The 12,897-nt window shown below is 63.1% G+C and carries 7 protein-coding genes; 2 read left to right on the forward strand and 5 right to left on the reverse strand.

From position 1 onward, the window contains the following. Positions 1 to 12 precede the first annotated feature (12 nt). Complete coding sequence (locus tag KI613_RS01420; protein WP_226403453.1) at positions 13 to 432, reverse strand: hypothetical protein; 420 nt, start codon at positions 430 to 432, stop codon at positions 13 to 15. A 226-nt stretch (positions 433 to 658) separates the two neighbouring features. On the opposite strand from KI613_RS01420, the gene KI613_RS01425 reads away from it, so the two are divergent. Beyond that, positions 659 to 1,555 carry a glycosyltransferase gene (locus KI613_RS01425; RefSeq protein WP_226403454.1) on the forward strand — a complete coding sequence of 299 codons (897 nt, stop codon included), beginning with the start codon at positions 659 to 661 and terminating at the stop codon, positions 1,553 to 1,555. A gap of 152 nt (positions 1,556 to 1,707) precedes the next feature. On the opposite strand, the gene KI613_RS01430 is transcribed toward KI613_RS01425, so the two are convergent. Together KI613_RS01430 and KI613_RS01435 are read right to left on the reverse strand one after the other, a co-directional pair. Next, positions 1,708 to 1,851 (reverse strand): hypothetical protein, encoded by a 144-nt coding sequence (locus tag KI613_RS01430; RefSeq protein WP_226403455.1) that lies wholly within the window; start codon positions 1,849 to 1,851, stop codon positions 1,708 to 1,710. Next, complete coding sequence (locus KI613_RS01435; RefSeq protein WP_226403456.1) at positions 1,852 to 8,910, reverse strand: autotransporter outer membrane beta-barrel domain-containing protein; 7,059 nt, start codon at positions 8,908 to 8,910, stop codon at positions 1,852 to 1,854. Positions 8,911 to 9,312: 402 nt separating this feature from the next. Here KI613_RS01435 and KI613_RS01440 point away from each other — a divergent pair, with 402 nt between their 5' ends. After that, positions 9,313 to 10,647, forward strand: coding sequence for a M48 family metalloprotease (locus KI613_RS01440; protein ID WP_226403457.1), 1,335 nt, complete (start codon positions 9,313 to 9,315; stop codon positions 10,645 to 10,647). A 38-nt stretch (positions 10,648 to 10,685) separates the two neighbouring features. On the opposite strand, the gene KI613_RS01445 is transcribed toward KI613_RS01440, so the two are convergent. Then, on the reverse strand, positions 10,686 to 11,360 hold the full coding sequence (locus KI613_RS01445) for a Crp/Fnr family transcriptional regulator (protein ID WP_226403458.1): 675 nt from the start codon (positions 11,358 to 11,360) through the stop codon (positions 10,686 to 10,688). 101 nt (positions 11,361 to 11,461) lie between these two features. Continuing rightward, positions 11,462 to 12,895, reverse strand: a complete 1,434-nt coding sequence (locus KI613_RS01450; RefSeq protein WP_226403459.1) for a hypothetical protein — start codon at positions 12,893 to 12,895, stop codon at positions 11,462 to 11,464. Positions 12,896 to 12,897 lie beyond the last annotated feature (2 nt).

Genomic DNA, 12,897 nt, shown 5'->3' on the forward strand with positions numbered 1-12,897 from the left:
CCGTTTTTTTGCTTACTTGGCGGCGCCGGCCGGGGCCGTCAGTGGCGGGGCAACGGCAGGCGCCGTCGACACAGGCTGTTCATTGACTGGGCGTGCATCGGTGACGAAATACTCGGTTTCGCCGAAGCAGTTGGATGGAACGAATTTGTGCTGCTCGTAGATCAGGACGACACGCTGTCCGGCCATTGCGTTGATCCGGGCGGCAACTGCCTCGTCGCGTACCGAAAACTCGAAACGGTCGGGAATGGCGCCCGGCATGGTGACCATGGCGATCTCGCCTTCCCAGGTCTTGCACAGCCAGCCCTTACGCGACAGCTTCTGGATATACCCGGCCCGCTCGCCTTCGGAATAACTCCAGGTCAGGGTCAGCCAGACCCAGGCAACAGCGGCCAGCAGCACCAGCCCAATAAAGATAAAAGTGGCACGGATCATCAACAGCCCCAAAGTTTGTCAGTGCATCATTATGACAAAGGCGGAGCGTGGCTCAACTACTACCTTCGGAAACCATCAGTTCCCTATGTACGACGATAGCCTCGGTTTTCTTTCTGTTGTTCTGTCTTGCAGTCTTGTGCCAAGCTTGCCGCAAATATAAATTTCCCCTTGCAGTACCCGGCAACGGAGGAGGTGAGCCCCTCCTCATGAAATCAGGATATCTGGGATGACTACAACCTGGTCCATCGCTGTATTCGCTCACAACGAGGCCACCAACATTGCTGCCACGCTGGGAAGCATCTGTGTTGTCGAAGATGGCATTACGATCCGGGTGGTTGTCTTGGCCAATGGCTGCAGCGACCGCACTGCGAGCATTGTTCGGGAGCTCGCTACGCTGAATAACAATCTCCAGGTGATCGAGATTCCCTTGGCAGACAAGGCGAATGCATGGAATCTGTACATCCATGAAATTTCGGCAAACTCATCTCTGAGTGTTGCCGAGATGCATGTTTTTATTGACGGAGATGTGCAGGTCGAATCCGGTTCTTTGAAGGCCCTTGCGGCTGCATTTGAGCAAGCGCCGACCGCAAATGCTGCGGGCGCCCTGCCTGTTACCGGGCGGGACCGCGAAGCCTGGCGTCGGCGGATGCTGGCGAACGGGACGCTGGCCGGCGGACTGTATGCGTTGCGAGGAAGTTTTGTCGAGCGCATTCGTCGACGCGGAATACGCATACCTCAAGGGTTGATTGGGGAAGACTGGCTGGTATCGCTCTTCGCAAAAAGCGATCTGCAGCCGCTGGCAGGCAATGGCTATGCCGTCTTGCGCATTGCGTTTCCATCCGGGGCTGGCTTCTCGTTTCGCTCGCTCGATCCCCGGCGCCTCAAGGATTGGCATACCTACCTGCGTCGACTTTGGCGTTATGCCTTGCGTGGTGTTCAATTTGAGATGCTTTTCGGATGGCTGATGCATCAGCCTCCGGAGGCGCTGCCCCCGAATATGGAGCAGGTTTATCGCCAAGCACTACCGCCATCGAGATTGAAATGGATTGGGCCAACTTCGCCCCTGCGTTTCCTCGCTATTCAGCGGATCAGGTTGCTGCGGGCAAGGAAATCGCCAAACTAATGGCGGAATAACCCCAAATGGTTTTACTGAATTGCCTTTGGGCTATGGCGGCACGAGTAGTTGTGGATTCCCGCCTTCGCAGGAATGGCGGGGGATTTCAGTTTTGGCTGTTTTTTACGGTAGACCGTAGCAAGCCCGGTTGACCGTAGGAATCAGTCGCCGAAGCTACGCAGTCCATCCAGATCAAGAATATTGATCGCGCCGTACTCGCTGCGCACCAGCCCGGCATCCTCGAGCACCTTGAGCGTCTTATTGGCCCGCTGCCTGCCCCCCGGATGCCTGGCCAGCTTTGTCAATCAGAAGGGCATCGCAACCTTTATCCCAATCGCGTTGGCGGTGCTGTGGTTCGAAAATTGGCCACTGTATTCCAGACGCACGGTTGTGCCGCTCTTGCGCAGGATATCGACGCCAAAGACCAGATCGGCATAGGTTTTGTCGCTTTGCGTGCTGACGGTGAACGGCGCGACTCCGGAAGGTGCACCTTCCAGGCTGGCCGTGAAGTTCCGCTCATTGCTGCCCAGGAGTTGAGTCATTCCGACGCGCAGGTAGTGGCGAAGCAGGGTTCCCTCGTTACCAATGCTGCGTTCACCGCCGAATTCGACTGCCGGGTGGAGGGAAACCAGGGTGTCGGCTTCCTTTGCGACATGGAGGTTGGCACCGCCCGCCCCGCTCTCGGTATAAGCGTTGCGCGAGATATACGAAACACCTAGTCCCAACATCGGGCGCACATAGGCACCATCACTGGACATTACATCGTGGCTGATCCTCCCGTGCAGAGACGTTGACCACAGTTCCGGTTTGCCCTCGGCGTGCACGCCAGGATTGGCAACATCCACCAGGCGCCGGCTTTCGTAGTTTCCATAAGCGGCGCTGAATGAAAGCGAAAGCCTCGTCGCATCAGCACGATGCTTGACGATAACGCCCCCTTCAAAGCGCTGGCCATTCACATCCGAATAGATCGATTTGAGCGCAGATTGCTGATAGGAAAGCCCGAAGCCAAGATGCACGTTGGCATTCACGGCTTTCTGAAATCCGCCGGCCATCGTGACGCTGTCCTGCATGTAGCCAGGGTTCAGTTCACTTCGCTCCTGGTCGCGGAGGGTGCCGCCAAGTTGCATCCAGCTGCATTCCCCTTCGCGGATGAAGCGATAGTCCCCTTCCCTTTGCCGGCAGCTATGCATCGCGTCATTGAACCCCTGGCTGGCTGTCGACGACAGTGCCGAGAGGCTGCCCAGCGCGCCTGGGCCGAGTTTTTCATACACGGTGTTGAGGCTTGCATCGTCGGGCTGGGTAAATAAGGCGGCAATGTAGGGGGCCATGCTGCTTGAACCGCCTGCTGCCTGAATCGCGTTCAGGTGCACGCCGATACGACGGGCATTGAGGTTGAGTGTTGCCGGGGCGAAGTTGATGTTGGTAGTAACCGCGATTTCATTCGCACTCGGATAAATCAGCGCATAACTGACGAGAGACGAGGCGGGGGCAAGTAAAGTGAGCCCGCTAGCGTTCGCTCCGTTGCTGGCGTTCAGGATGACACGCTGTTGCGTGCCGGTGCGCGCCATTCCGGTATCGATGGGATTCAGTTTCAGGCTACCGCCGACCTGTGCGCTGCCGACGATATCCAGGCGATCGCTGTTGTGGCCGGCCAGGCTCAGATCGAGCGTCATTGAGCCGATGCTGCTCTGGACGAGATTGCCGGTCAGCGTTGTGACTTGCGGGGTGCCCATGCCACCGGGTGACAGGATGCCGGCGTTGCTGAATGGCAAGCCGCTACCGATGGCAATTGTCGAAAGCGAGTTGAACAGGGCGCCACCGAGGTTGTTGAAACTGTTGCTGCCGCTTTCCAAGGCTACGTCGCCGTTGATCGTGCCGTAGTTGTCGATACGTTCTGCGCCGCTGCCGCCAACGATGGCACGGCCGCTGAGGGCGGAAATCGCTCCACGATTGGTCACGGTGTTGCTGCTGCCGTTCAGCACATTGACCGCAGAGCCGCTGGCACTGCCACCACTGATCGAGCCGGCAAGGATGTTGACCGTGACGCTGCCGTTGCCCGCGGTGCCCAGGCTCTGGGCTACGATGCCATGCGCGTCTGCCCCTGAAATGATGATGTCGCCGGTACTGTTGACGATCACGTCCTGGCCCAGACCGCCATAAATGCGGCTGTTGGCCGTCCCGCTCGTGCCGCCAATGCTTTGTGCGACGATGCCGTGCGCGGCCGCGCCAAAGGTCTGGATGCTACCCTCGTGGCTGACCGTGACCGCGCCGCCAGAACCCCGGCCGCCGACGCTGCCGGCAAAACCGAAGCCGAATCCGACCTGGCCGCCAAGTCCGCCGCCACCGCCGATGCTTTGCGCCAGGATGCCAACGGCCCCGGTGCCGTGGGTGGTGATGTTGCCGGTGGTGCCGATCACGACCCCGCCACCATCGCCCGCGTTACCGCCACTGCCGCCGAGGGCGAAATTCTGGCCGAAGTCGCTGATGCCACGGTCGATGTTGCCGGCGTAGCCGCCACCGCCGCCAATGCTCTGGGCGAGGATGCCGTGAGCGACGACCCCGGTGGTGTCGATGTTGCCATTGATGATGACCTCAACCAGGCCCCCATCGCCGGCTGCGCCACCGCTGCCGCCGAGACCGATTTCGCCGTCGCCGCCAATGGCGCCGATGCCACCCAGTCCGCCACCGCCGCCGATGCTTTGCGCCACGACGGCGATCGAGCCGGCACCGGTCGTCGTGATGCTACCGGTGTTCTCGACATAGACCCGCTGGCCACTGCCACTGGCGCCGCCCGAGCCACCGACCGTGAAGTGGATATCACCTTCGTCCTGCACGGGCAACAGATCGAGATACTGTTCATACTCTTCGGATACGCCGAAGTCCTTCCAGTCCAGGCCGTGATAGCCGCCGCCGCCGATGCCGCCGCCCCCGCCGATGCTCTGCGCCAGAATGCCGTAGGCGTCGGCACCGCTGGTGCCGATACGATCATGGTTGTAGATGCTGACCGTGCCGCCATCCGCCGCACTGCCGCCGCTACCGCCGACACTCAACGTCGCGCCGACGCTGATGCTCATCGGATCGGGCGGTTCAGGTTGGTCGGGTTGCCAGTTCGATGGATCGATGCTGAGAATCATCGAGCGGGCATCGCCGCCGGTGCCGCCACCACCGCCGATGCTCTGGGCAAAGATGCCATGTGAACCGATGCCGACGGTTTCGATGGTCTTGTGGTTGTTGACCGTCACCGCGCCACCCGTCTGGCCGCTGCCGCCGCTGCCGCCGATGGCCATGACGAAGTCGACCTTGACCTCAAGTTGCTTGCTGACTTCTTCGTCGCTGGCGCCTTCGGGCATCGAGATGTTGGCGGTTGCGGCAATGCTCTTGCCGCCATCGCCGCCACCGCCGCCAACGCTTTGCGCGAAGATGCCGTGCGAGAAATCGCCTTCAGTCGTTATTTGCCCGTTGTTGGTCACGTTGACCGTGCCGCCTGTGCCGCCTGTGCCGCCCGATCCGCCCAGGGAGAGCGCGATGTTGATGCTGCCGGTCGGGTATTCGTCCGGGATCGGGATCATGCTGCTGAAATTGGCCATGACCGAGCCACTCGCGCCGCCTGAACCACCGCCACCGCCAATGCTCTGCGCCTTGATGCCGTAAGAGTATTCGCCTTGCGTATCGATACTGCCGGTATTGGTCACATTCACCGTGCCGCCGTACTTGCCGTCGCCGCCATTGCCGCCCATGCTCAGTGACAGGCCGCCAAAGGCCGAGACGCCGCCGGTGATGCTCAGGCTACCGGCGCCACCGCCACCGCCGACGCTCTGGGCGAAGATGCCGTGGCTTTGCTCGCCTTCGGTGAAGATGCTGCTGCCGGAAAAAACATTGACCTCGCCGCCGTATCCCCCGCTGCCTCCGTTGCGACCGAAGCCGAAAACCATGGCGGCCGGGCCCAAGAGCGAGCTGGCAACGGTCGTTCCGGCGGCGCCGCCGCTGCCGCCGATACTTTGGGCCAGGATGCCGTAGGAGCGATCGCCCTTCGTCGTCAGGATGCCGCCGGTCGGACTGTCTTCAGTGCCGATATTGACCGTGTTGCCATAGCTGCCGCCACCGCCGGCGCCGCCGATCGCCACACTTGGGCTGATTCCCGCACCGATATTGCCCGAAAAGCTGAACCCGCCGGCGCCGCCGCTACCGCCGATGCTTTGGGCGAGAACGGCGTGGGCATCCGCCGCCTCGGTGGTGATGTCGCTGGCGCTCTGCACCGCTACGATGCCGCCGTGATTGCCGCTACCGCCGCTGCCGCCAATCGAGACTTGGGCGGTAATGCCGGCGCCGAGAGAACCGCTGCCGATGCTGGCGCTGATGGCGAAGCCCCCTTCGCCGCCGGCCCCGCCTATGCTTTGGGCCACGATCCCGTGCGAACCGATGCCATAGGTGTGGATGGTTCCGGAGACAGGATCGTCGACGGTGCCGATGTAGACGTTTTTGCCAATGCCACCGCCGCCGCCGGTTCCGCCGAGACTCAGGGACAGGCCGCTGCTCTCGACAGAGGCAGAAATGGCGAATCCGCCTGAACCGCCGCCGCCGCCAACGCTCTGGGCGAAAATGCCATAAGCGTTGATGCCATTGGTGGTGATCTCGCCCGCTGTCTTTATCATGACATCGTCAGCGTCGCCGCCGCGGGCACCATTGCCGCCGATGCTGATGGTGGCACTAATCCCGGTGCCGACGGAGATGGCGAAACCGCCGTTGCCGCCACCGCCACCGATACTCTGGGCGAAAATGGCATGCGAACGGTCGCCATCGGTCGTGATCTGGCTGTCGTCCAGCGTGGTGACATTGACTGCCTTGCCATCGCCGCCAACCTCCCCCTGGCCGCCTATGGCGACAGGCACACCGGCGCCGATGCTGATGGCGCTGCCGCCCGAGCCGCCGCCCCCGCCAATGCTTTGCGCGAAAATGCCATACGATTCATTGGCATGGGTGTGCAGGGTGCCGCCATTCGTCACATTGACGACGTCGGCATCGCCGCCGCCGCCGCCGCTACCGCCAATCGTCACCAAGCCGGTGGAGCTGCCGCCGTTGCCACCGCCGCCGCCGATGCTCTGGGCAAAAATGGCATGCGACTGGATACCGTAGGTGTTGATCGTGCCGCGGTTGATGACATCGACCTGGCCGCCATTACTGGTGGCGCTGCCTTGACCGCCGATACTGACCAGACCGGAGACGCCGGCGCCATCGCCGCCGCCGCCGCCGACGCTTTGCGCGAAAATGCCGTGAGCGTATTCGGCATGGTTCGACGCGGCAACTGCGTTGCCGGTCGTGATACTGCCGTCGTTCTCGACCCAAACCTGCTTGCCCGCGCCGCCGGCGGCGCCAGAGCCTCCCAGGTTGGCGAAGAGGGCAAAGTCGCCATCCCCGCCGCCGCTGCCGCCACCGCCGCCAATGCTCTGGGCCAGAATGCCGTGGCTGTAGGCATTATTCGTCGTGATATTGCCGCTGGCCAGGTTGTAGACCGAAACGCTACCACCATCGCCGCCGGGCGAACCGCTGGCGCCATAGGCCCAGAAAAGCGCCCAGCTGGAGCCGCCGGTCCCGCCAAAGCCGCCGACGCTTTGTCCGTACAGGCCATAGGCATGACTGCCGCTGGTGCTGATACTGCCGGCGCTGCGCAGCACGACCGTATTGCCGACGCCAGCGACACCGCCGACGCCGGAATCGCCGGAAGACCCGCCATCGCCGCCTTTGCCGCCATTGCCGCCCAGGCTCTTGGCCCAGATGCCATGCGCCAGCTCGCCCGTCGTCGTGACGTTCCAGCTGCCATCGACGGTGACCAGTCCGCCCTGGCCGCCGGCGCCGCCATTGGCACCGTCCATGGCGCCATTGGCGGTGCCGCCGTTGCCGCCGACGCCGCCGATGCTGATGGCGACGATGCCGGTCGCGTTTTTTCCGGTGGTGGTGATATTGGCGTCGCCGGTCACGTTGATCGTTCCGCCGATGCCGCCATTGCCGCCCGGCTGGCCATAGCGGACAGCGCTGTTGCCGCCGCCGCGTCCGCCGGCGCCGCCATCGCTCATGGCAACGATGCCGCTGGATCTTTCGCCTGTTGTCGTGATCGTGCCGCTGGCGCTTGCGGTGACGTTGCCGGCAGCGCTGCCGTTGGTTCCGGCGCCGGCCGAGTGGCTGATGTTGCCATCCCATCCGGCGACGCCGGCACCGCCCTGGCTGTAGCCGTAGATGCCATGCGCGCCGCTGCCCGTTGTCTTGAGCCAGCCATCGCTGGAAATGCTCACGCTGTTGCCGCTGCCGCCGGATTCGGCGGCATTCAGCAAGCCGGTGACGTAGGCCTTGAGGTCCGGGAAGACGCTGGGTGTCGTGCTGTTCGCGGGCTTGCCGCTGACGCCGAAGGTGTCGAAGCTGGCTTCGACGCTCTGTTCCAGGGTGCTGCCGTCGCGTTGCAACGTGATGAGCAACAGGGCGTTGTCGGTTTGCGTGTTGCCGGCCCGATTGCCTTCGACACTGTAATTGACGCCGATGTACAGCGGGCCGGTAAGGGTGGCGTGGGCCGTCAACTCGTCTGCGCTGTAGCTGACTTCATAGCGGCCATCCTGATAGATCTTGATGGTCCCGTGCTGGATCGGATTGTTGCTGCCGTCGCGCAGCACATTGCCGTTGGCGTCGAGCAGGTAGCCGCGTACCTGGACGCTCCCGCCGCTGAATGCGACTTCGCTGCCGCCGGAATTCAGCACCTTGGTGACTGAGAAGGAGAAGCCGGTTTCGGTGAAATTCCGCAGCTTGTCGAGTACGGCTTCCGAATAGCCGGGGCCGCTGCTGTAGCCGGCAATGGCATGAGCAGCCAGGCCCGTGGTCAGGATCCCGGGGGTCAGGTTTTCGGGGTCGAAGTGCGTGCTGTAGGCGTTAATGCGCACTTCGCCGCCGGCGACGGCGGGGTTGGTGCCGATCAAAGGCACGTTCAGGAAAGCATCGTCGGCGGGCGGAGTGGTGGAGATGCCGCTCGAGATACCGTATATCCCCGGCGTTAACGTGCCACCGGTCGTGATGGACAGGCGTTGTTCCGGCTCGCCGGCAGTGATCCAGACATTCTGGCCGTTCGAGCTGATCAGGCCGATGCCGCTGGTGCCGAAGGCGCTGGTCGTGATCGGCTGGCTGAGATTGCGGACGATCAGCTCATTGGGCGGTGTTGCGCTGACGTTGATCCCTTGGGACTGGTTGCCCTGGCAGATCAGCGTGGTGCCACCGGCGCCTGCCGTACACGCATCCGGGCCGGCAATCGCTCCGGGAACGAAGGCCGCTGAAATGGCCATGGTAATGAGTCGCTTGTTCGAGCGAACGAATGCACGCGTCTTCATGACATCTCCCTGCTGCTTGGCGCAGTCATATTGGATACCCGCTTTGACTATAGATGGCGGCGTGGAAAACAACAGGGGAAAATGGACTGAAACGGCTGTGCGACAATGGATTTGGCGGATATGACGGATTTGGTGGATAGGCAAACCGAGTCTAATTTTTGTTGTTTTTGTTGTTGGATTTTTAATTTTTTTGCGGGCGAAAGCAGCTGGTCCGGGCCAGAACCTTGCCGTTGTGAGTGGCTGATTGCCGGTGCTACGGTCAACCGGAAAAACGGGCCAATTTTCAAATTTTCCGGACGCCCTTGTGGTCACCCCAAAAGCCCCTGCTGTCCTGACGGTCAGCTTTAATGCGCCGGCGTTTTGTCGCACAATCAATCTGCATCGTCTTCACGGAGTCAGCGCATGGACCAGAACATCGAACGCGAACTGCCGGGCAGCCTGCTGGCCAATCGCATTACCCGCCGCCAGGTCCTCTGGCTGCTCGGCGCCAGCGCCCTCTCGGGCTGCGCCACCTCGCCGGTCGGGGGCGGTGCCATCCTGGTCGGGATGAGTGAAGACGAGGAAAAGGCCGTAGATCAGAAGGTGGCGCCGCAACAGTTCTCGCAGGATCTCGGGGCGGTGCAGGATGAGGCCATCAACCAGTACCTGAGCGACGTCGGCCGGCGTCTTGATGCCAAGGTGCATCGGCCGCAGATGCCGTATTCCTACCGCGTGCTCAATGCCAACTACGTCAATGCCTACACCTTCCCCGGCGGGGCGATGGGCGTGACGCGCGGCATCCTGGTCGATCTCGACAACGAGGCTGAGCTGGCGGCGCTGCTCGGTCACGAGTTGGGCCACGTCAATGCCCGTCACGCGGCGCAGCGGCAGGGCCATGCGATGGTGACGCAGGCGGCGATGACGGGCGTGAACATCGTCGGCACCGCCGCCGGGTTTGGAGGCCTGACCGACCTTGGCACCAAGCTCGGGGCCAGCGTGCTGCTCTCCAGCTATTCCCGCGACAACGAGCGCGAGGCCGATGCGCTGGGGCAGGAATACATGGTCCGGGCCGGCTATCCGGCCAGCGGCATGGTCGGCCTGCAGCAGCTGCTGGTCGAGCAGCAGAAGGAATCGCCGGGGATGGTGCAGACCATGTTCTCGACCCACCCGATGAGCGGCGAACGGCGCGATACGGCGAAGCAGCTGGCCGGGGGCAAGTATGCAGCAAGCAATACGCGCGATGCCGGCCGCGAGCGTTTCATGGACAACACGGCGTCACTGCGCCGTATCAAGCCGACCATCGACGCCTGCCAGAAAGGCGAAGTGGCGATGGCTGCCAAGGAATACGGCAAGGCCGAGGAGCGTTTCCGCACGGCCTTGAAGGCCACGCCGCGCGATTACGCGGCCAATGTGCTGATGGCGAAATGCCTGTCGGAACAGGACAAGGATGCCCTGGCCCTGGAATACGCCCAGACGGCGACCCGGGTTTATCCGCAGGAAGCTCAGGCGCACAAGCTGGTCGGCGTGCTGGCGCTCGGTCAGAAGGATCCGGGCATGGCTTTCGAGCATCTCGATCGCTATGACCGGCTGTTGCCGGGCGATGCCGGCATCACCTTCCTGAAGGGGATTTCGCTGGAAGGCATGGGTAAGCGCCCGGAGGCGGCCCAACAGTATGCCGCCTACCTGAAACGCACGCAGCAGGGCAAGGCGGCGGAGTATTCGATCAGCCGCCTGAAGAGCTGGGGCTATCTGAAGTAATTTTGATTTTGGCCGTTTTTTACGGTTGACCGTGGAATTCAGTCGCCGAACGAACGCAGTCCGTCGAGATCGAGAATATTGATCCCGCCGTACTCGCTGCGCACCAGCCCTGCGTCTTCGAGGACCTTGAGCGCCTGATTGGCCCGCTGTCTGGAAACGCCGGCCAGATAGCCGAGTTCTTCCTGAGAAATCTGCAGCAGGCGGTTGGTGCCGGGGTAGAGCACCGGGTTGAACAAGGCCGCCAGGCCGCGCGCAATGCGGGCATCGGTGTCGAGCATGCGCTCGTTTTCGATCATGCCGATGAACTGGCCGAGGCGCTCGTTGAGCTGGGCGATCATGTAGCGGTTGAACGGAATGCTGTGGTCGAGCAGCCACAGGAAAGTGGCGCGGCTCATGAAGGCGACGCGCGTTTCGCGGATGGCCATGACGTCATAGCGGCGCACTTCGCTCTTGAGTAGCGAGCCTTCGCCGAACCAGCCGCCGGTGCTGATGCCGGTCAGCGAGGTCGTCTTGCCGGTCGTCCAGTGGCTGGCCATCTTGCCCAGGCCGTCGATGATGCCCATCCAGTAATCGACCGGTTCGCCTTTCATGCAGATGAAAGCGCCCGGGGCGAAGCTGCGCTCGAAGGTGCCGGCGATGGCCTTGGCCATTTCTTCCGCAGTCAGCGACGGCCCCCAGACGGAGGTGCGCAGCAGTTCCTCAGCGTTTTTCAATGATCATTTCCGGGTGATGTGCCGAACCACGATTATAGGCGGTGGCTTCCACGGTCAACTGGAAAAAATACCCAAAATTGAAATCGTCTAGCGCCGCCATTTCACCGCACCGCCACCGTCCCCGCCTTCCACAGCGGGCTCTGCCAGCGGTAGAACGGGGTCAGGCTGGAGGGCTTGTCGGCTTGCTTGTCGGTTACCAGCGTGGTCAGCGAAACGGTTTCGAAAGTGGTGCGATAACGGTCGCCGCTACGAACTTCGCGCGCCGCCAGCATCTGCTGACCACCCGGTACCCAGCCGGCGAATTCGACGTAGCCGAGGTTGGGGTTGTCGAGGGCCGGCGGCAGGACATCGACCGTCCAGCCATCGGCGCCCTTGCGGAAAACCCAAATTTCGCGCCAGGTGTCGAGCGGCTGCACGGCCAGGGTCAGCGCATCGCCTTGTGGCGCGACGGCGGTGGAGGCGGGCCAGACAAGGCCCCAGGTGCAGCGGGTGAGCAGCGGATTCTTTTCGTCGTGCTTGGCATCGACCAGATGGACGCAGGTTTCGCCCGGTTGGCCGGCGCTGATCCGCACGCCGAGGCCGGCGGCGACCTTGGTCGGCGTTTGCGGCAGGCCCGGCTCGGCCGCCCAGCGCGAGGCGCCGACGCGAATCGCCGCATCGCTGTAGGCATTGGTGTCGCTTTCCATGAGCTCGGCCGGGGTGATCGCGGCCAGTTCGTCGATGGCGCGCGCGGCGGCTTCGCGGGCGGCGTTTGGCCCGACTTCCGGGCGGCGGGCGCGCTGATAGGCGAGGCTCGCCCAGACGCCGGCCTTGCGCAGGTGCAGGCGGTTCTTGAGCACCTCGGGCAGCTTGGCGAGTGACACCCGTTCAAGCACGTCGGCGCGCCAGTTGTCGAAGGCAAAGCGTTCCGGCGGCGTCAGCGTCGGCGGCACGCATTCGTGGCGGGTCAGCGACAGCGCGGCGAGCGCCTTGTCGATCTCGGCCGAGGGCAGGGCGAGGACGCGGCCTTGTGCTTCGCCGTTGCTGCATAGCTGCACCTGGCCATCGCGCTCGTAGCTGACTAGATTCATGCCGTAGCTGGCGGCGACTTCAACGTGGGCGGCCAGCGCTTCGCCGGCCTTGCCCGTACGGCCGGCGGTGGCGCGGCGGGCCAGGCGGTCGCTCATGTTGCCCAGCGCAGCGAACACCTCGCTGTCGACCTGGCCGGCCGGCACGGCGCGCAGGTAGGCGGCGGCGTAGCTGATGCCAAGCGCCTCCGAGCCTGGTGCATCCTTGAGGAAGCGGACGATGGAGAGCAGTTCGGGCGCGGCTTCGGCCTTCAGCGACTGGACGCGCACCTGGCTGGCCTTGATGTAGCCGGCGCGTTCGCGGCGGTGGTCGTAGACCTGCAGGAAATCGCCCTTCTCGCCGCGGATTTCCAGACTGTCGCCTTGCCACAACACGGCCTGCTGGGCGGCGGAATCCTTGGGTGCGGCGCGCAACGCCGACTGGTCCTGGGTGACGATGGCGATGACGGTCAGTGCGGTAGCCAGCATGA

This window comes from Ferribacterium limneticum (assembly GCF_020510585.1).
GTDB lineage: Bacteria > Pseudomonadota > Gammaproteobacteria > Burkholderiales > Rhodocyclaceae > Azonexus.

What these genes read in the sequence shown, in the direction of transcription:
- KI613_RS01420 (WP_226403453.1), bottom strand. Translation starts at nt 432, where the DNA reads ATGATCCGTGCCACTTTTATCTTTATTGGGCTGGTGCTGCTGGCCGCT.
- KI613_RS01450 (WP_226403459.1), bottom strand. Translation starts at nt 12,895, where the DNA reads ATGCTGGCTACCGCACTGACCGTCATCGCCATCGTCACCCAGGACCAG.
- KI613_RS01435 (WP_226403456.1), bottom strand. Translation starts at nt 8,910, where the DNA reads ATGAAGACGCGTGCATTCGTTCGCTCGAACAAGCGACTCATTACCATG.
- KI613_RS01440 (WP_226403457.1), top strand. Translation starts at nt 9,313, where the DNA reads ATGGACCAGAACATCGAACGCGAACTGCCGGGCAGCCTGCTGGCCAAT.
- KI613_RS01425 (WP_226403454.1), top strand. Translation starts at nt 659, where the DNA reads ATGACTACAACCTGGTCCATCGCTGTATTCGCTCACAACGAGGCCACC.